Here is a 20,273-nt window from a genome sequence, read left to right as displayed (position 1 = left end):
TTTTGGAAAAGCGAACAGAAACAGCTTTTCATCCTCTGCGGAGAGTATCCTATCTAAACAGGTTTTATCACCATGAAAAAACCACTTGCAACAAAACACCTACTCATCAGATAATTGACTTCATTTTTTCTTCCAGAAAATGGGTTTGGCGAAGGATTTACAAAAAAGCCTACTCTACTCACCTAAGCAAGTAAAGCAGGGCTATTTTTTGAGAGATATTTATTGATCGACTTGAATATCATAACTGACACCATTTTGGTCAAAAGCTTGTTGATTGTCTAGATCTAACGTGAACTCAAAGGTCCGTCCATCTGCTTTGATTGTCAAATGCTTCCCTTCAACCGTGTATGATGCATCTTGATAGGTGATCTCATAAATTTGATAAGGGTCGTTGGACAACTGTACCTCTGAATGGGAAAAATGACGCTGAAAATCACTTTCGATTTGTCCTTCATACAAGGCAACATCACTAGAGCTGGCTGAACTATCTTCTAAATCTGCCATCGGCAAATACTGCTTAACGATCGTCAACTCATTCTCATGAAAATCATAAACCCCTTGGCTTTGCGGAAAGATAACACTCTCATCTTGGATCAGCATCAAATCAAGGTCGCCATTTTCAACCGTTTTTGAGGCGGAAGTAACAGTTTCAGAAACTTCTTTCGAATCGTTGATGGTTAGCTCCTCTTGGCCACAGCTCACTAAAGCGAGCGCGGCGAAGCATAAAGTGAAAAAAAATTGCAGGGATTTTTTCATAAAAAACACCTTCTTACAAAAAGTTGAGGTATACCAATCAAAACTAACGCAAGATACAGATCACACACTTTCCTCGAAGTTGGTCACGAAGAATGTTCATGCTTTTGTCAAAAACTAGACCCGTTTCAAACGAATCAACGCTTTCTTATTTCAATTAGTATAACAGCAGTTTTTTGCTAATGCGGTTTCTTAGAAAAATTTTCGAATTCCCACAATAATTCTAAGCTTTTCTCTCATCAAACTATTGGTTATCCTTATCACCTGCCTGCCAAAGGTTGATCACAGCATCTTCACGAAGTAAAGCCTATCCGTGCCAAGCACAGGTGTATCCGTAAGCACAGCAAACGGTTCGAAGCCGACTGCTTGGTAGAATTGCGGCGCTTGGTAGTCTTGGGTGGTAACCGTCACGGAACGACACCCCGCTTTTTTACCGTGATCAAAAAGTGCTTTTATCAATTGTTTCCCGATCCCCTGATTCTGATGGCTTGGATCAACTGCTAACAATTGAATATGGATCGTATTGCCTGTCCGTTTTCCAATCACCCCACCAAGTTGATCCTGATTGTCAAAAAAAGCAAATGAAAGCTGCTCTTGATCGGAAAAGGCACTCACTGCCTCTGTTTTTTTCGTTGAATGATTTAGCCATTGACAGACTGCCTGACGATTGTCTTCTGCGTTTATCGTTTTTATCATTAATTTTTCACTCCTAAAAACCTTTCTTTGTTTCCTCTTATACTTTAAGCTATACTTATAGTCAGACACAAGTATTTGTGATCCTAGGAGGTTTTAGCATGAAAATCATTGGTTTAGTGACAGGACCCGTTCAAGAAAATTGTTACCTAATTTGGAAAGAAGATGTTTTGTTGATTATTGATCCTGGAGCAGAAGCAGCGAGATTGATCGCTGAGATCGAAAAAACAGGCGCAAAACCAGCAGCGATTTTATTGACCCACACTCATTATGACCATATCGGCGCAGTTGACCATTTGCGGGATTATTATCAGATCCCCGTTTACGTGAGTCCACTTGAGCAAGGATGGCTAAGTGATCCTATGAAAAACCTTTCTGGCCGTCATCCTGAATTAGGAACCATCATCGCACGTCCAGCTGAATTCGAGCTAGAGTTGAAAGAGTACGAGATAGCTGGCATGTCCTTTAAGGTTGTTGCAACCCCGGGTCATTCCATTGGCAGCGTCAGTTTTATTTTTGACAATTTTGTCGTTTCCGGAGACGCCTTATTTAAAGGTAGCATTGGTCGGACAGACCTGCCAACCGGAAATTTGGAACAATTGCTGACCAGCATCCAAACGCAACTCTTTGTTTTACCGAATCAAATGGCGGTCTATCCTGGCCACGGAGAACCAACAACGATCGAAATTGAGAAACGGACCAATCCGTTTTTTAACGCATAAACGTATGACGAATCAAAAGGAGGAATAACTAGTTATGGCAAAGACGGAATTGTATGTCGTGCGTCACGGAAAAACAATGTTTAACACATTGCAGCGGGTGCAAGGCTGGTGTGACACCCCATTGACTCGAACCGGTGAACAAGGCATCCACTATTTAGGCCTTGGGTTACGCGATGTGGATTTTGTAGAAGCAGTATCCAGTGACAGCGGTCGAGCGATTGAAACCATGCGTCTGATACTGGGTGAACATGTCAGAGGACCGGAGATCCCTTATCACATCGACAAACGGATTCGTGAATGGTGCTTTGGCTCCCTCGAAGGGGCCTATGATGCAGAAATGTGGGGCGTTCTGCCGCGGATTCTTGATTTTCCTGATTATGATGAGATGATTGCTAATCATGTCACGTTTGAGGCGATCGCCAATGCGATCTACCACGCCGATACAGCCAATTGGGCGGAAACCTTTGATGTGTTGACCGAACGTGTCAAAACAGGGTTTGAAGATATCGCCTATCGCGTTGAGAAAAAAGGCGGCGGCAATGCGTTAGTTGTGTCTCACGGCTTAACGATCGCTTTTCTTTTGCATCTGATCAATGATGAGAACAATATTCGTATGGATATTGAAAATGGTTCGGTCACTCGACTGATCTACGAAGACGGCAGCTTTACCATCGCCGAAGTTGGTAACACAGAATACATCAAAAAAGGCTTAGCGCTCTCTCAAGAGCTTTTGTCCTAAGAGAAACCTCTGACGGCTAATCAATTTCTTCAAGAAAGGAGCAGTTTTTGTTTTAAAAACTGCCCTCTTTTTTTAGGAAAAAGATTGGTATTCGAATCAGGAAACGGTATACTAAGAGTTGTATTTTGTCATAGAAAGGACTGGACCAATGTTTTTTACAAATTTTATAAAAGCGATTTTATTTGGGATCATTGAAGGGATCACGGAATGGCTGCCAATTAGCAGCACTGGTCACTTGATTCTTGCCGACGAATTTATCGGTTTGAATGTTACCCCCGAATTTATGACGATGTTCAATGTTGTCATTCAATTGGGCGCGATACTAGCGGTCGTCTACTTATATTTCCATAAACTGAACCCTTTTTCCCCACAAAAAAATGAAATAGAGAAAAAAGATACGTGGACGTTATGGTTTAAAGTTATTGTTGCGGTCTTGCCATCGGTTATTATCGGATTGCCGTTAGATGATTGGTTAGATGCGCACTTCTACAACTTTTTCTCCGTTTCGATCGTCTTGATCGTTTATGGGATCGGCTTTATCGTAGTTGAAAAACGAAACAAGAATAAAGCACCGAAATGTACCGATTTGAACAAATTCACCTACAAAGCGGCCTTGATTGTCGGCATGTTCCAGGTATTGGCATTGATCCCAGGAACTTCTCGTTCTGGTGCTACTATCTTAGGTGCTATCATGATCGGCGCTTCTCGTTATGTTGCTGCTGAATTTTCATTTTTCTTAGGTATTCCAACCATGTTTGGTGCCAGTGCCTTGAAAATCTTCAAGTTTTTGAAAGATGGCAATGCCTTTGATTTCCAAGGAACCGTCATCTTATTAACAGGAACCATCGTCTCATTCATCGTTTCGATCATCGCGATCCGTTTCTTGATGAACTACATCAAGCGTAACGATTTTACCGTATTTGGATGGTATCGTATCGTTTTAGGAATCATTTTGATCGGCTATTGGCTGATCCAATTATAAGCAAAAAGAGCAACTCTTGTGGCACTTACCTGCCCAAGAGTTGCTCTTTTTTTGTTTGAAAGGTCTCTAGTTCCTCACGTGTTTTTGATTACCATACCGTCAATAATATCCACCGCACTTTCGGTGTCGTTGATAATTGATTCAAAACGATCATAAACATCTTTCCATTTAATGATTTCAAGAACGTCCGTTTCGTCTGTGAATAACGCTTTTTTCATTTTTGAATACAAACGGTCTGCTTCTGATTCAATCGTATTCACATCATTAATCATTTGACGCAATGTTTTTGAATTTTTGAACTTAGGAAATTCTTTTAAGGCCGTTTCAACGCCTTGTGTCGCTTGAACGATCATTCCAGCAAATAAGTTGGTTTCAGGGCGGATCTTCGTAATGACCAAATTCTCAAATAAATAAGTCAGTCCCATAATGCCATCCAAAATATCATCTAGACGCTCTGAAATGACTAGGATGTCCTCGCGATCGATAGGGGTGATAAATGAATCATATAACTCATTGGTTAGCTCAGCGATCACTTTATCCCCTTCTTTTTCCAAAGCATGAATCTCAGCTGCTGCTTCGGTCAATGCTCGTTCAGAATAATCGTTGATCAAAAGCGAAAAACGTTTGGCAGCTAAATGGCCGTTCGTCGCCAACTGCTCCATTGCTGCAAAATAATCGAATCCTTTTTTTCGTGCCATTACTTTCTCTCCTCACAAAATTAGCAATAAAAATTTGACCATTAGAAACGCAATCAATCCACAGCCAGGAAAGGTTAAAATCCAAGCATAGATCATTTCTTTTACAATGCGCCAATCAACGCTAGAAAAATGCCGAGACGCTCCAACGCCCATGATAGCGGTCGTTTTCGTGTGCGTTGTTGAAACTGGGATACCAAATACGGAAGACAAGAACAAACAGATTGCTGCAGTAACATCTGCAGAAAAGCCTTGGTATTTTTCCAGTTTTACCATATCCATCCCCACTGATTTAATGATCTTCATCCCACCGACCGATGTACCGATCCCCATGGTCAAGGAACAAAGAACCATCACCCACAGTGGGATGGCAAAGCCATTGCCGGTCTTTTCAGCAAGATTGTTGTAAAAAAGGCCTAACATGAACACACCCATGAATTTTTGTCCATCTTGGGCACCATGCAAGAAGGCATTGGCACCAGCCGCGATGGCTTGACCAACTGTAAAAATTTTGTTGGCTTTTCGCCGTTGGGTATCGCGAAAGAGCCATACGATCAGTTTCGTGATCAAAAATCCACCAATAAACCCCATTAACGTAGACACAACGAGACCGATTAAGACTTTCATCCATTCTTCACCGTTGACTGCATGTAAACCACCCAGAGCCATGGCAGCCCCTGTCAATCCCGCAATCAATGCGTGAGATTCACTGGTTGGGATCCCAAAATACCAAGCTGCGACCGTCCAAACAACAATTGAAAACAAGGCAGCGGCTAATGCGATCTGTGAGACCCGAAAACTCCCGCCTGAGTCAAAAGTCACAATATTACTGATGGTTTCTGCAACTTGCGCATTAAAATACGTCATCACTAGCACACCTAAGAAATTCATGACGACAGCCATGCCAATGGCGATATTCGGGCGTAAGACTCTCGTGGAGACAGCGGTTGCAATAGCATTCGGCGCATCCGTCCACCCGTTGACGAAAATCACCCCTAATGACAAGACAATCGTTAGAAACAAAGCGATATTCACATAGATTCCCCCATTTAAAAATTCCGAAGTAATCATAGCATAGAAAGCTCTTTCTGTGTAAACTTTTTATAACTATTCAGTAAAAAATGTGTAAAGAAGCATTTTTCAAAACCATAAAGCAAAAAATAGCACGGCCAAAAAACAAATTTTTGTGTTAAGTAAAATTTCTTTACAACTTTTATTGCAATCACTCTTGGCATTAGGTATAATGACTAGTGTTGATTTATACGTTTTCTAAACGTAATTGAACTTTTTTTTCGGAGGTGAAATACATGCCAAACATTGAATCTGCAATCAAACGTGTTCGCACAAGCGAAGCGGCTAATGCTAAGAATTCATCTCAAGTAAGCACAATGCGTACAGCAATCAAAAAATTTGATCAAGCTGTTGAAGCTGGTGCTGATAACGTAGATGCGTTATATAAAGATGCTGTTAAAGCAATCGATATGGCTGAGACTAAAGGATTGATCCACAAGAACAAAGCTAGTCGCGACAAATCTCGTTTAAGTAAAAAAATTGCAAAATAAGCAAATTAAGAAAGGCGCAGCAATCATCGATTGCTGCGCCTTTCTTTTTGACTTACTGTTTGCCATGTTTTAAAACAAATAGCTGGAACAAATACTCTTTGTCCATCTGGCCACTTTTTACTAAGTAATCATTTTCGATCAATTCGTTATAGAGTGCCGCTAATTGCTTTTCTCCAAAGCCTCGCGCTTGCTGCATCGCTAACTTCACTCGGTACGGATGAATCCCCAACGTTTCTGCGATATTGGCTTGCTGGTAGCCAATTTTCATCAAAATCGCTGCCTGTAACAGTAGACGGACTTGGCTGATCAAAATAGCATTGATCTTGATCGTCTCTTCCCCTTGCAATAATAGATCGTCATACAAGCGCAACGCATCCGATACGTTCCCCTTTAAGACATCACTGGTTAATTCAAAGACATTATGTTCCAACGTCTTAGGGATCAACTGCAAGACGATCTCTTTCGTGATTTTATTGCCGTTTCCTGCATACAATCGTAGTTTCTGTAACTCCTGCATCGCTTTTGATAGTTGCAGATCCGTTAACCGTAAAAACAAATCAAACGCCTCTCGGCTCATCTCGATGCCATCATTGGCCAACGACTGTTGGAGATACTGACGCACGTCGGCTTCTTTCATAGGTGCGACATCAATCACAACTGCGGCTTTCTTCAGCTGCTTAGTAATTTTTTTCCGTTCATCTAATTTATCGACATCTGCAAAAATCACCATTACCGATGATTCCAATGGGTCTTTGATGTAATTCAAAAAATCATCTAGGTCATGCTCAGGTGCATTGCTCTTTTTTTCAGCCGTTAAGAAAAATGGCCGCTCAACGAAAAGTAATCGCTGATCGCCAAAAAAAGGCAACGATTGGGCTTCTTGGATCACCATATCAAGGGGATCTTTCTCCATGTCAAAGGAAGCAAAATTCAGATCATCTTTCCCAACGGAAAAACGCTCCAAAAAGGCCGTGCGAACTTGCTCTTGTAAAAACATTTCACTGCCGATGACTAGATAAATCGATTGCAACTCCTTGGTTCGAATTGCTTGCAACGCTTTTTGTAATTCCATCGTTCCCCCCGCTTTCATTCTTATCCTACCATTAGTCAATCGGATAGTCTAGCAGCGTTTTTATCAAAAATGATTGTTGTTTTTCAGACCAAATAAATTGGATCATGCCTTGCTGATCGGTTCGCAAAACGGTCTGATTTACCAACGTTTCAAGCACCTCTTCATGAGGATGCCCGTACCGATTGTTCCGTCCACTTGAAACGATCCCGAATTGGGGATCGATTGCCGCAACAAACTCAGGTGCCGTCGAGGTTCGACTGCCATGATGCCCTAGTTTCAATACATCAACTTTAAGATTCGGATAATCATGAATCAACTTTTTTTCCCCTGCTTGTTCGAGATCGCCAGTAAATAAAAATGTTTTATCCCCTACCTTGGTTTTAATCACCAGCGAATCTTCGTTTTGCCCTGCACCTGATTCTGGTGCCAATACTTGCAACTGAAGGAAATCACCCACTACTTGGCCAACCGTCGTCCAAACAACGCTTGTCTGCTTAGGCAGTTCGTTTAAAAGCTTGGCGATGCGGTGATCTTGTTCACTTCCTGGTACGAGATATAACGTTTCAACGGGGATCGCCTTCATCAATGCTAGCGCATCTCCCATATGGTCCGTGTCCCCATGAGTTAGAAACAACCCGGTGATTTTCCTGACTCCCTCCCCTTTCAAAAAAGGAATCAATGTAGATTCCGCGGCAGCTTGTCGTTTGCGCTCTTGCCAGTTTTCTTTCGGAAAAGACAGAGAACCTCCAGTATCGATCACATAAACTTCGCGATTTTTTTCTGCCTGTAAAACGATACTATCGCCTTGACCAACGTCGACATAACTAATGGTGGGTAAAACGCGATTCTTCTGAAAGACGATTGGTACAACAAGCGAAAAACAGATCACCAGCAGCCACCGTTTCTTTTGGTAACAGAGCAAGCTGAGCAAACAACAACTAGCAGCCAATCCTGCAGGAACGGCACCCACCGTTATCGACACGCCTCCTACAGCGCCCACGACAACTTCCATAAGCAGCAAAAGCCCTTCAAAAAGGGCAATCAGCCCACTGATGGTTGGGAAAAGTGTCCCAGCAATGAACATTACGAAACAGGCTGGTAGCAAAACCAATTGAAAAAACGGTAAAAAGACAAACGTCAAAAAGCCCCCAAATAATGGGAATTCATAAAAGAGCGAGACAATGACAGGCGCAGCCAGCACCGTGAGGAACTGACAGCGCCAAAACCACGTCAATCCGATTGGTCGCTGCATTACTATCAAGAAGGTCATCAAAAGACTTAGTTGCCCCGATGTTTGAAGCAATACTTTGGGATCAACGAATAAAAGAGCCGTTAAGACGATCCCATAATGATCACTTGCCGATAGCCGTTGTTGATAAAGAGTGGTCACTTGAGTAACCGACAATGCCAAGACAGCACGCCAGACACTAATGCCGCCGCCACAAATCCCAATTACGACCAAGAAAAAGACCCCCATTGGCAACAGCATTTCTTTTTGCGTAAACCCCAATCGGCAGAAGCATCCGCGAAACCATTTGAAAAATAAGACAACATGCATTCCTGAGATCGTAAAAAAATGCAATAAGCCACTCGCACGATACATTTGACGTACTTCTTGAAAGTCATGGTCTTTAAAACCAAAGAGCAACGCATTGATATAGGCTGCTGAGCGTTCAGGAAAGATTCGTTGCACAGAAGAAATAACCTCTGCTCGAACTTTTGCAAGCGAAAAGCCTGAGTCTGCTTCTTCCATTCCTACAATTTTCTCAATATGGACTGTGCCAATAATCGATCGACTGGCCAAATAGGCAGAATAGTCAAAGCTATGGCGATTTCGTGGTTTTTCAGGAAGAGAAAAAAATCCTTTCACCAGCAGCTTTCTTCCCCAAACGGATCGATCCTGCCATTGCTGTTTTTCAGTCTCTGAATAAACCGTGTAACGGCCAATCACTTTACCTGCAGAGGATTTTGCTTCAAATGTAAGTAGATCGCCATTGACTTTGATCGTGTCTGGCAGCACATTGACTACCCCTTGATACTCACCTTCTTGTATGTTCCCAGTCCGAGAAAGAGAAACGCGGACACTTAACAGCAACAGTCCGACAAAACAAATCATGCACAAAAATGCTTGTCGTTTTAAGACAAGCATCCCGAAATAATAAAGTGCAATGAGTCCCAGTAAGATGGACTGCCGATAGTAAGCAGTCACCGAACAAGCAAAAATAATACTAAGAAATAAAAATGAATCAGTTCTTTTTTGTTGGTTGTGCATCATTCAGCACACCAAACGAAAGTTTTTCAAAATACACCGGATCGAGTTCTACTTGGTGGACGGAAGCACCTACTTGTTGAATCAGTTCCATTGCATACTGATTGTTGCGATAGTCATTCAAATAATGGATCTTTTTGACCCCTGCTTGCAAAATTGCTTTCGTACAGGGAAGACAGGGAAAATGCGTCACATAGATTTCCGCATTGTCTGTTGACACCCCTAATTTTGCACATTGCAATAAGGCATTCATTTCTGCATGAATCGTCCGAATACAATGGTCATCGACAACATAACAGCCATCGTCAATGCAGTGTACATCGCCACTGACGGACCCGTTGTAGCCTCCAGCGATGATTCGGCGATCTTTGACTAATGTAGCGCCGACTTCAAGTCGGGAACACGTACTGCGTAAAGACAGTAATACAGCTTGTGCCATAAAATACTGGTCCCATGGGATTCTCGTATTGCTCATTCGTTTGCTCCTTTGTCATTGATTAGTTCTATTCTAATCGAATTTCTTGAATTTTCAACCGTCATTTCTTAGTATTTCTTACATTTATTTGGTTCAGTCCGCCACTGTAATCATCTCTTTCAAGGACTCAAAGGTCTTCTCTCCGATGCCTGTGATCTTTTTTAGGTCATCAATCTGTTTAAAAAAGCCATATTCTTCTCGGTAAGCGATGATTGCTTCTGCTTTTTTGGCACCCACACCTGGCAGTTCTTGCAGTTGCTGTGCATTGGCTTGATTCAGATTGATTTGTGTCACTGCTGTTTGGCTGCCACCTACTCCTGAAGCATTCATCTCCATAAACGCTTGATCCTCTTTATGAGGGACGATCACCATCTGTTGATCTTGTAGCACTTGTGCTAAGTTTATGGCTGTTTCTAACGCCTCTTCTGTCAGACCACCTGCTTGTTCGATCAATTCATACATCCGCGCACCTGATTTCAAGCGATAAATTCCCGGTTGGTGCACTTCCCCTTTGACATCGATAACGATCTCATACTCTTCATCGTGAAGACTATCTTCTTGAAGGGCTCCACCTTCCCCCATTTCAGACGATTGACCTGCTGCATCTGCCATTGAATGCCAGTTTGTTTCTTTTTTTTGCGAGAACGGTACAAACCAGATGATCAGCAACACCATCAAAACAGCACCACCAACTGCAAATCGCCAATAGTCTTTGAACAGCTTCCATCGATCCATTTTCACCACCTCATAGATGAAATACGCAGATAATTCAGTATTATTTGGAAAACGGAAAAATAAAGACGATCTTTTTGCAGCAAAAAAATGACGGAACCAATCATAGTGCCATTTTCATAGAATGCAAATTCTTAGACAAAATGACAATGTATTGCAGAATTAGGGTGCTGTTAAGGCAAATCTTCAAAAAGCGCTTGAATCAGATTGAAACTATTGATACACTATTTGATAAAAAATCACAGGGAAATGTTGGATGTCTAAAGTAACCCAGCGTCTCAAAGTCCATGGATAAGAATGCTGCCAATGATAATCACCCTTGTGATAAATTGAACATTTCATTTGAAATTTTTCACAAAAAAAAGGAGGCCGACTTGATTAAATCGTATAGATGGCAAATGATGCATATCTTACTGGGGAGTTTCTACCTAATCTTGATGATTTATTTCACTCACACTATTTATCAAACTACATATTTAGGCATTCGGGCTTACCAAATAAATGACGAATGGTTTATAAAACGTATTTATGATGGTGGTCTGGGAGCGGATACTTCGCTGCAAATCAATGATCAGCTAGTAGAGCTCGATGGAAATTTGCCAAAAGAGAATAAACAATTAACAAATTGGCTAGTTGTCGAGCAAATCAATTCACTCACGATCCAAAGAGAGCAGCAACGAATCACTTATCGCTTTGATTCGCCCAAAACATTTCTGCCGATATTTTTTACACTTTTAGCTTTTAGTGGATCGTTAGTTTTATTCTTGCTCTTTTTTTATCGAAAACAGCTTCTTTCAAAAAGATCACGGCTTTTTTATTTATGGCTCTTTGTATTTGCGTTTATTTTTTTAGCGGCGTTTCCTTCAAGTATTGGGAATACGTTAGGTAGAGTGATTTTGATTATCTCCTTATCCACTTTTCCATTTTTCTTGAATTCATTTTTGAAGATCAACAGCTCATATAAAATAAGCAATATAGGAATCTTTCCAGCACTGCTCCTCCTATTAAATCTAGCAGCAACCTGTTATGCCGCTTTTTTTCAGATTGGCTATGTACTCGCTGAATATTTAGCAGTCGGTTTTGTTTACAGCTTGATGCTACTGATGCTTGGCGAATATTGCTTCTCTTTTTTTAATAAAAGTCACAAAAAACATAGAACAGCTACCAAAGTCAACCTTCCAGTAATTCTATTTGTAAGTATTGCCCCTTTTCTTTATTTATATGCATTCCCTATTGGATGGAGTGCACCTTACTATATGCTGGTATTTTTTATCTTTCTGCCTTTTATAGGAATTTTCCATCGCTTAGCAATTGATCGCGTCTTGAAATTTCGGTACCGTATCACAACCAGATCGATCTATCTGATACTCTCACTATTTTTAACGGTAATCGTCATTTTTATCAGCCAACTTAACGCTTACGTTCCTAATCTACTAATTATTCTTTATCTCTTCCTTTTAATATATACTCTTTTGCCGCTTCTACAAGAATTATTCTATTTAGCAAGTCGCCATAATGAACCAATGAATTCACTAGATGTATTTTTAGCAGTTGAAAAAGAACGAGAGACAATTTCAAGCTATATTCACGATGGGATCATTCAAGAGATCATCCACTTGTTACGTCAAATTGAAAATGATAGACAAACAGTGCCAAAAGAAAAAATCATCCAGCAGCTTGATGAATTGATTTATGATTTAAGAGAACTTTGCTCAGATATATATCCTCTGCTTCTGCAAGAAATAGGATTAGAAAAAACATTGGCTTCTCTTTTCGTTCAAATACAGCAAAACCACCCTGTGCTCATACATTTTGCCTATGACCGAACCATCCATTCAGATTCACCTGAAATCAACAACTTCATCTTGCGCTCAGTCAAAGAATTGCTCAATAACAGTATTTTGCATGGACATGCAACAGAACTGATAATCACAAATGCAGTTGAGGATGATACAGTAGTATTCGAAATTAGTGATAACGGAACTTTTGGACAAGACTCTCTTAGTAAAGGTCCTCATTTCGGATTAAATGTAATTAAAGAAAAGCTTTCGTTATTGTCGGGTAGATTTGTCATTCACTACTCACCTACAACCATTCAGCTTAGAATTCCAAAAAATATTTTCGAAGGAGCAAACTATGCCGATTAAACTTGCATTGTTAGACGACCACGAACTCGTCCTTGAAGGAATCAAAAATACGCTGCAAAAAGAGCCCTCATTTTCGATTATAGGCGCATTTACAAAACCAACAGATTTTTTTCAAGCTATGGCAAACCAGTCAATTGATATTGTCCTCCTCGATATGATGCTAAAGGGCACGCATGCCTTTGAGCTGATTCCTCGTATTCATACCTTAACTGATGATACTTTGCCAAAAATAATTATGCTGTCGGGTTTTTATGAACCACTTCTTCATAAGCGTGCCTTTGAACTTGGTATATGGGCTTTTTTGAGAAAAGAAGCTTCGTATGATGAATTGATCACAACGATAAAAACGGTCTACCATGGCAATAAAGTTTCCCCTGAACACCTTTTTCTTGAAAAAGACATGCGTCTCTTAAGTGAGATAGAACGGCAAGTATTAGAATTGATTTCGCAGGAACAAACCAATGAAAAAATCGCAAAAAAACTATTTATCAGTCGCAGAACCGTCGAAAACCACGTTTCATCTATCTGCAATAAGTTGAACGTACAAACAAGGATCGGTGCTGTTCGAGAAGGAATCAAACTGAATTTAATCAAATGATGAACTCCGCAAAAAAACATTCGGATAATACGGATGTTTTTTTGTTTTTGCTTTATTAAGATAACAGTACATACAAGAAAACTTTAGGAGGATCAAAATGATCGAATTGAAACATATCAATAAATTTTATGGTGAAAATAATCGTAAAATCATTGCATTAAATGATGTGAGCCTCACGATCAATAAGGGTGAATTCACCATCATTTTAGGGCCATCAGGCTCAGGAAAAAGCACTCTTTTAAACCTATTAGGCGGTATGGATCGTCCAAGCCAAGGAGAGTTTCGCATGGGAGAAAAAGAAATCTCTCATCTTTCTGATGAACAGCTTTCAGATTATCGGCGTGACGTCGTCGGTTTTGTCTTCCAGTTCTACAACTTGATTCCTAGCTTAACCGCTTTAGAAAATGTCGGCATTGCACAACAACTGAGTACAAATAATGAACCAGCCTCTCACTACCTTGAATCTGTAGGGTTATCCCATAGAAAAAATAACTTCCCTAACCAATTATCTGGCGGAGAAATGCAGCGAGTATCGATTGCACGTGCTTTGGCAAAAGCCCCAAAACTCTTACTTTGCGACGAACCAACTGGCGCTTTAGATTCACATACAGGGAAAAAAATATTATTTTTATTAAAAAAAGCTGCGGTGAATGTGGATACTGCTGTGGTGATGGTCACACATAATGCAGAGTTCGCTCAATATGCGGATAAAATTATTCATTTGCATGACGGAAAAATCAAGTCGATTGAACAAAATAAGCCTCTGAAGGTAAAAACAAAGGAGTCTTGATATGAAATTTCTGTCTATAAAACTGGTTAGAGATCTTAAAAGAAATTGGACGCAATTCTTCTCCGTCTTCTTAATGGCGTTTCTAAGTGTCCTTGTATTTGTTGGGTTACAAGGTGTTTGGGGCGGTTTGGAAAAAAGCCTGGACAACTTTATTGATGCAAATGGTCTGGCAGATGCTTGGGTTTATGGTACTGGCTTTACTGAAAACGATATCCAATCAATCCAAGCACTAGATGGGATAGAAAAGACATTCTCTCAGTACGAATTTACAGTTTCTGATTTGACTAATCAAGCGCCTTCCTCATCATCAGAACGCACTTTGACTCTTAGTGCACCACTTGGAAAACCTATCGCAGAGCCTTATTTCGTTCAAGGTACTACATTCCATGAATCCCCTGGCTTTGTTTGGATCAATCACGACTACGCACAGGCGAATGATCTTACCTTAAATCAATCACTGAGGATTATGGTTGACGGTCGCGAAATTGAATTGACCATAGCAGGGATGATTTTAACAACTGATAAGCTTTTCTTCACTGGTACACAAGAGTATATTGCCCCCGACCCGAAACGCTATGGCTACGGGATTTTATCAGAAGCGACTTTAGAAATGATGCTGGAGACATCCGTTTTACCTAACGTCGTCGAAGTCTCTGGGACTAACTCTCGCTTAAGAACCGAAATTGAATCGATTATGGGGGAACGCCATATTGCGTACTATGATCAAGCAACCTTGACGGAAGTTTCTGAAGCCTTGGGCCGCGTCACTCAAATTCGAAATCTATCCTTTATGTTTTCGTTCTTGTTTATCTTACTAGCAATTCTTGCAATGTATACAACGATCAAACGGTTGATTGATACCCAAACAAAAGAAATCGCAGTCCTTCAAGCGTTGGGGTTTTCAAATAGAACAATCGGGTTTCATTTCACTAGCTTCGGCTTGATCATCGGCAGCTTTGGCATCGCCGCTGGCTTGGCAGCAGCGCCCTTGCTTTCGCATTTTGTTTTAGAAACGCAAAAGAATATTCTATCTCTCCCACACTGGACAGTTTCCTACAATTCCCTTTCATTAATCGTTTGTCTGCTCGTGTTAATCATTTGTATGGCTTCTGCTTATTTTGCTTCTGATCAAGCATGTACTGGCCTGCCAGCGGACTTCCTTAGAGGGAATACAAAAGGCAAGAGTGCCCATTTGTTACTAGAAAAGCTTTCGTTCTTCTGGAACCCGTTAAGTTATGAAGCCAAATGGGGGTTTCGCGATGCTGCTTCTAACAAAATGAGAGTTTTAATGGGGATCATCGGAGTTGCTGGTGGTATGATGCTGATCACAGCCGGACTAGGCATGCCCCAATCCATCAACCACTTAGTTAACAAAGCTTATACAGAGGATTTTACTTATCATCAACGAATAAATACTAGTGATTCAGCATTTTTGGAAGAATCCTTTGGACAAGAGGTGCAAATTTTGCCTACCCGTTTTGCACCTGATGACGGCTACAATCGCTTACTGATGATCATTGATCAAGGGGATTTTGTTCATATGAAAACAACTGACAATGAGTTGATCACTCCTGGCGGTATTTATCTAACAGAAGGTTTTGCTAACAGAGCGGGCATTCAAAAAGGCGATCAAATAGAAGTCTTTCCTGCATTTCATGAAAGCTCATTTCGCTTTGAAGTATCTGGGATCATAACTAGTGAAACGAACCAAGGTGCTTATTTGTTAAAAAAAACTTGGCTGGAAGCTGGTGGGACTTTTCTGCCTCAGACGCTTTTAGTAGACGAGGAAACTGCTGAAGCATTGTCCGGCAATCCTGCAATCACATCAACGATTGCGCGACAAGATCAAATGGACAATGCGTATGAATTTGTTGATAGTCTAGGAGGGATCTTTACAATGATCATTGCTTTTGCAGTTTTGTTAGTCATCGTTGTCCTATACAATTTAGGGACGCTAAATTTTGTTGAACGAACTCGTGACTATACGACATTAAGCGTCCTTGGCTTTAGAAAAAAAGAACTTCGCCGAATCACCATGATTGAAAATGCTGCAACAACGATGGTTGGCTGGCTGATTGGAATTCCTGCAGGAAGTTGGTTCCTTTCACAGTATGTAAGCACCTTTTCAACCATTACGATTGAATACACCGCCCACTTCACCTGGATTAATGTCGCAATCGCCTCTATGATTGTTTGGCTTAGTTCGTTAAGTACAACATTTCTTGTCAGCCAACGGCTTAAAAAACTAGACTTGGTTTCTGCATTGAAAAATGTTGATTGATTCTCTGCAAAAGGAGGCACATCTATGATTGGTTTCTACGATTACACCGTCTTTCTAACCTATTTAAAGTTTTTTTGGAGGTATCGGTATTTATAGCACTTCAGTTTTCTGCATCTCTTTTTTCTTCTCTGTTCATTGACCACGATTGCTGCTTTTTTAATCGAAAAAGTGAATTGGGGTCTCTTTGGTACTTTCGGTATGTACTGGCTCGGACTAATTTGTGACTCATCACTAATTTTTTTCGTCATTGACAGTCTCATTCGGATATCTGGGAATATAGGAACGATCAACATTTCTGAAAAAGGAAAGCTGCTGATTGGTATAGGGTCGATCGTTTTAATCATAAGCTACTTGATTTATGGGATTGTGTCAGCAAATCGTATTGTCCATACGACGTATGAAGTAAAGATTGACAAAAAAGTCCTCTAGAATCACTAAAGATCGTGATGTTTAGCGATTTACACTTAGGATATGTGAATGGTCAAGAAAGAGTTGCTCGAATCAACCAGCTTCATCCCGATATCGTATTAGTTGTTGGTGACTTTTCCGATGGCAATCTTCAGGCAATTTCAAACCCAAATCAACTCATCGAATCACTTCAACAATTATGATCAACTTATGGCAATTGCTTGACTTTGGGGAATCATGATGCTGGAGCCACTTTCTTGCAAATGCTATCGTTTATCCAGGAAGCAGGAATCGAAATACTCTCTGATGAAGCAATTTTGCTCGACGAAGCCTTCTATCTTATTGGTCGCAAAGATCTTTCACCTATTGGTTATCAAGGAACGATGCTAAGAGCAGACTTGTCAGCTTTAGTCGCACCAGAGATGACTTCCTATCCTGGGATCCTCACGGATCATCAACTTTCGCCTCTGTCTGACTATCAAGATGTGGATCTCATCTTATCTAGACATACACATCATGGACAGCTATTCCCTTTTAATTTAGTGACCAAGGCTTTTTACGAGATCGATTATGGTCACTTACAAGCAGCATCCGGTGAACAAATCATCGTCTCTTCTGGTGTTGGTACCTAGGGACCGCTTCTAAGACTAGGTACAACCAGTGAGATCGTCACAATCAACGTCACTTTTGATTAAAAAAAGTGTATAAAACAACCAGACAAACTTTCATAAAGATTGTCTGGTTGCTTTTAGTTGTCTATTCTTTTTCAAACAAACAGCAGATCCGCTGATGCCCCCCCTCATCCTCTATTTTCTCACTGACTATTCTAAAACCTTTCATCTGACTGATTTCATAGCCACATGTTCGTGGCAACTCCACCGTTAAGCGAACGGTACGATCAGTCTTTTCCCAGCTTAAAGCTACTAATCCAAACGTACTTTGTAAGGAGCCTTTGACATGGGCTATAGGTACATCGAATGCTGGTTGTATCAGTATCCCAGCGCTTGTCACCTGAATGCCTAATAAATGACGGACAAACCAATACCCATAAGAAGCAAACATGGCATGATTCAACGAACCCTCGTAAGTGGCTGAATGTTGCGGCGTTGGAAAATGTTCCATCAAAGTGCCATTTCCGCTTGCCAGCATTGCTGCATAACTAGGCGCAGATTTCCTCGTTAACCAATCAAAAATAATATCATTATAGCCAGCTTCAGCCAGCAACTGATAACTCCATGCCATCCCGAAGATGCCGAAAGAGAAAATACCCTCTTGCTGCTTGATCCGTTGTACTAGTTTTGGCAATATTCGTTTTTTCTCACTGAGTCCTGTCTTCATTGCAAAGATCATGCTAGACAAGGTGCCCGCACCGTATTGCTCATTTTCTTTAGAAAACTTCTGTTTGATTTGCAGTGTCGTGTACTGGATCGCTGCTGTCACTCGCTGACAATAGTCCTCTTTACCAATGATCCTCAAGTCGATCAATTCTTGGTAACGCTGTAGTAAAAGCAGATACATGCAGGCAGAGCAAAAGGACTGATCTGGCGAAGTAATAACCCCGTTTTGCTGAGTTTCATCAATTGCTCCCCAATCGCCGAGACAGCACTGGGCGATATAATCAAAATCAAAAGCGAGTAAATAGTTGAGATGCCTTTCCAACTGTGGACGCAGCTTGGCAACCGCTGCTTGTTTTCCATAGGTCTTCACCAAGGCCAAAGCAAGCTCTGAAACTACCAATTGCCACCCTAACGCACCACCACCATTTGATGGACCATTTGTCATGATTCCTACAAATGGCGCAGTTGCAGTCATTGCACCATCCGATCGTTGGTCGTTGGCAAAATCCCACAACACTTTTTCCAACAACGGCTCAATCGCCAGATCTGCCATCTGCGTTGGTAGTAACGCAACGATGTCCCCACCATAACCAAAGCGCTCACGAGTGCAGTCCTCAAAATAAGAGTGGATGTTGTTCAACCGCGTGGCTTGTCCAACCGCCCATAACTGATCCAAGAAAGGATCGGAGGTTTCAAGTGTCACCAACGATTTCACATCCGTATGCAAGCGATAGGCTTTGATTGCTCCTACAATCGCTTGAAGGTTGTCAGCAGGTTTCCTCTCGATCAACGCATAGCGAAAGGAATGATACGTGTAGCGGTTTTCAAAAACGAACGTCTTCGCTGCCGTTTTCTCAATGATGTCTCGTTGAACGATAGGATCATCTGGCTGCTTCCCTTCATAGGGATCGTAGACGCCATAAGTTCCACTGATCGTAGACGTATAATCAGGGTTGCCTTGCTCGTCTAATGTTTCTGCATAGCTGATTCTGATCTGACCAATGAAATCTTCCTCAAGAGTACAAGCAAATTGACCGCTGATGATTTGACCGAAGTCAATGAGCAGTCCCGCTGCAGTTTCGGTCATTTTTTGGGGAACGATCGATTGTGTGCGCTTGATTTTTGGAATAAAGCTTGGCTTAAAACGTCCCGCGGGTCCAGCAATTTGTACCGTTTTTCCTTCTGGACGAGGATCAGGTACATCGGTAACGATTTCTCCTATATAAAGATTGTTTTGCAAATAAGGCCCAAAACTACTTTGCCACTGATTGTCTGAGTAAATGTAACGATTCTCTCCTCCATCATTTAACTGAAGCTCCCCCCAGAAACAGGGTTTGCCGATCGCTAGTTGTTTGCGGATGTTATACCGACCTAAAATCTCAATCGGAGCAGGGTTGTACCAGCCATTCGCAAGTTCAACTTCGATCCGATTGTCTCCCTCCTGTAAAAAATCAGTTAACTCATAAGTATCATAGTAGACGACTCGATCATAGTTCGTTACATCACTGTTTAAATAAACATCTGATACCGTTTTTCCATTAACTGACAAGCGATAAAAACCAAGCCCGCAGCAATCAATCACTGCATAGGAAGGACACTTTTCCAGTGTGAAAGAGCGAGACAAGCAGCTATTTTTCTCTTCTGAAAAGTAAAATCGTTCTTTTTTAATGGGATCATCTAAGCGAGTGATCCACTTGCCCATGGTTTCTTTAGGTTTCTCACGCTTTGCTATCGTGAAAAACACACTACTGTAACTGGTGACATCGTTTCCTGCTCCGGCGGTCAATTTGACTTGATATTTTTTTCGCTGCGGATGCTGTGGCAAGTGGACCGCCATTTTATTCTCAGAAGCGGCTATGTTGGAAACGTCATACACTGCTTGCTGCTGTTCATTGAAAATTTGCAATCGGTAGCCTTGGTGATTGGTCATCGGCCATTCAATAAGGATCGGATCATTTAAATCCACTGTTAATGGCTTTGTCATTCCGTTGATGGTTATCGTTTCTTTCATAAGCTGC

The 20,273-nt window shown here is 41.2% G+C and carries 19 protein-coding genes; 10 read left to right on the top strand and 9 right to left on the bottom strand.

Features of this window, described 5'->3' with window-relative positions:
• Positions 1-219: 219 nt before the first annotated feature.
• Both IGJ01_RS07790 and IGJ01_RS07785 read right to left on the bottom strand, forming a co-directional pair.
• Positions 220-756 (bottom strand): hypothetical protein, encoded by a 537-nt coding sequence (locus IGJ01_RS07790; protein ID WP_016613385.1) that lies wholly within the window; start codon positions 754-756, stop codon positions 220-222.
• Between the two features lie 279 nt (positions 757-1,035).
• Positions 1,036-1,449 (bottom strand): GNAT family N-acetyltransferase, encoded by a 414-nt coding sequence (locus IGJ01_RS07785; protein WP_008381348.1) that lies wholly within the window; start codon positions 1,447-1,449, stop codon positions 1,036-1,038.
• 98 nt (positions 1,450-1,547) lie between these two features.
• Here IGJ01_RS07785 and IGJ01_RS07780 point away from each other — a divergent pair, with 98 nt between their 5' ends.
• The 3 genes from IGJ01_RS07780 (at position 1,548) to IGJ01_RS07770 (ending at position 3,889) form a co-directional block, all read left to right on the top strand.
• Positions 1,548-2,168 (top strand): MBL fold metallo-hydrolase, encoded by a 621-nt coding sequence (locus IGJ01_RS07780; protein WP_430601595.1) that lies wholly within the window; start codon positions 1,548-1,550, stop codon positions 2,166-2,168.
• Positions 2,169-2,202: 34 nt separating this feature from the next.
• Entirely contained in the window at positions 2,203-2,907 is a 705-nt protein-coding gene (locus IGJ01_RS07775; RefSeq protein WP_430601594.1) for a histidine phosphatase family protein, read from the top strand.
• Between the two features lie 148 nt (positions 2,908-3,055).
• Positions 3,056-3,889 carry an undecaprenyl-diphosphate phosphatase gene (locus IGJ01_RS07770; RefSeq protein ID WP_005236259.1) on the top strand — a complete coding sequence of 278 codons (834 nt, stop codon included), beginning with the start codon at positions 3,056-3,058 and terminating at the stop codon, positions 3,887-3,889.
• Positions 3,890-3,963: 74 nt separating this feature from the next.
• Here IGJ01_RS07770 and IGJ01_RS07765 read toward each other — a convergent pair whose 3' ends face one another.
• A complete protein-coding gene (locus IGJ01_RS07765; RefSeq protein WP_008381351.1) occupies positions 3,964-4,587 on the bottom strand; it encodes a DUF47 domain-containing protein in 624 nt (207 codons plus the stop codon).
• A 12-nt stretch (positions 4,588-4,599) separates the two neighbouring features.
• A complete protein-coding gene (locus IGJ01_RS07760) occupies positions 4,600-5,655 on the bottom strand; it encodes an inorganic phosphate transporter (RefSeq protein WP_430601593.1) in 1,056 nt (351 codons plus the stop codon).
• Between the two features lie 236 nt (positions 5,656-5,891).
• Here IGJ01_RS07760 and rpsT point away from each other — a divergent pair, with 236 nt between their 5' ends.
• Entirely contained in the window at positions 5,892-6,146 is a 255-nt protein-coding gene (gene rpsT / locus IGJ01_RS07755) for a 30S ribosomal protein S20 (protein ID WP_005230162.1), read from the top strand.
• A 52-nt stretch (positions 6,147-6,198) separates the two neighbouring features.
• Here the strand turns inward: rpsT and holA are convergent, their stop codons facing one another.
• From holA to IGJ01_RS07735, 4 genes are all read right to left on the bottom strand, one after another.
• The gene (gene holA, locus IGJ01_RS07750) at positions 6,199-7,218 is read right to left on the bottom strand and encodes a DNA polymerase III subunit delta (protein ID WP_301389368.1); all 1,020 of its coding nucleotides are present in this window, start codon (positions 7,216-7,218) and stop codon (positions 6,199-6,201) included.
• Between the two features lie 31 nt (positions 7,219-7,249).
• Complete coding sequence (locus IGJ01_RS07745; protein ID WP_086317355.1) at positions 7,250-9,493, bottom strand: DNA internalization-related competence protein ComEC/Rec2; 2,244 nt, start codon at positions 9,491-9,493, stop codon at positions 7,250-7,252.
• Complete coding sequence (locus tag IGJ01_RS07740; protein ID WP_005236270.1) at positions 9,465-9,962, bottom strand: ComE operon protein 2; 498 nt, start codon at positions 9,960-9,962, stop codon at positions 9,465-9,467. Before IGJ01_RS07740 ends, IGJ01_RS07745 begins: the two co-directional genes overlap by 29 nt.
• A 93-nt stretch (positions 9,963-10,055) precedes the next feature.
• Positions 10,056-10,697 carry a helix-hairpin-helix domain-containing protein gene (locus tag IGJ01_RS07735; protein WP_008381358.1) on the bottom strand — a complete coding sequence of 214 codons (642 nt, stop codon included), beginning with the start codon at positions 10,695-10,697 and terminating at the stop codon, positions 10,056-10,058.
• A 371-nt stretch (positions 10,698-11,068) separates the two neighbouring features.
• On the opposite strand from IGJ01_RS07735, the gene IGJ01_RS07730 reads away from it, so the two are divergent.
• From IGJ01_RS07730 to IGJ01_RS07705, 6 genes are all read left to right on the top strand, one after another.
• On the top strand, positions 11,069-12,841 hold the full coding sequence (locus IGJ01_RS07730; RefSeq protein ID WP_139843939.1) for a sensor histidine kinase: 1,773 nt from the start codon (positions 11,069-11,071) through the stop codon (positions 12,839-12,841).
• Positions 12,831-13,439, top strand: coding sequence for a response regulator transcription factor (locus IGJ01_RS07725; protein WP_005236276.1), 609 nt, complete (start codon positions 12,831-12,833; stop codon positions 13,437-13,439). The genes IGJ01_RS07730 and IGJ01_RS07725 overlap by 11 nt, the downstream gene beginning before the upstream one ends.
• Positions 13,440-13,536: 97 nt before the next feature.
• Positions 13,537-14,229, top strand: coding sequence for an ABC transporter ATP-binding protein (locus IGJ01_RS07720; protein ID WP_142424611.1), 693 nt, complete (start codon positions 13,537-13,539; stop codon positions 14,227-14,229).
• A gap of 1 nt (position 14,230) precedes the next feature.
• A complete protein-coding gene (locus tag IGJ01_RS07715) occupies positions 14,231-16,510 on the top strand; it encodes an ABC transporter permease (RefSeq protein WP_005236281.1) in 2,280 nt (759 codons plus the stop codon).
• A 446-nt stretch (positions 16,511-16,956) separates the two neighbouring features.
• Positions 16,957-17,121, top strand: a complete 165-nt coding sequence (locus IGJ01_RS07710; protein ID WP_005236285.1) for a hypothetical protein — start codon at positions 16,957-16,959, stop codon at positions 17,119-17,121.
• Between the two features lie 54 nt (positions 17,122-17,175).
• Positions 17,176-17,550, top strand: a complete 375-nt coding sequence (locus tag IGJ01_RS07705) for a hypothetical protein (RefSeq protein WP_430601592.1) — start codon at positions 17,176-17,178, stop codon at positions 17,548-17,550.
• A 124-nt stretch (positions 17,551-17,674) separates the two neighbouring features.
• Here IGJ01_RS07705 and IGJ01_RS07700 read toward each other — a convergent pair whose 3' ends face one another.
• Entirely contained in the window at positions 17,675-20,266 is a 2,592-nt protein-coding gene (locus IGJ01_RS07700) for a family 78 glycoside hydrolase catalytic domain (RefSeq protein WP_430601591.1), read from the bottom strand.
• Between the last annotated feature and the right edge of the window lie 7 nt (positions 20,267-20,273).

The sequence above is a fragment of the Enterococcus sp. AZ089 genome, from assembly GCF_050547225.1.
Classification (GTDB): Bacteria; Bacillota; Bacilli; order Lactobacillales; family Enterococcaceae; genus Enterococcus_D; species Enterococcus_D entomosocium.
Note: the sequence above shows the minus strand (reverse complement) of the source record. Positions and strands in the feature narration are given on the sequence as shown.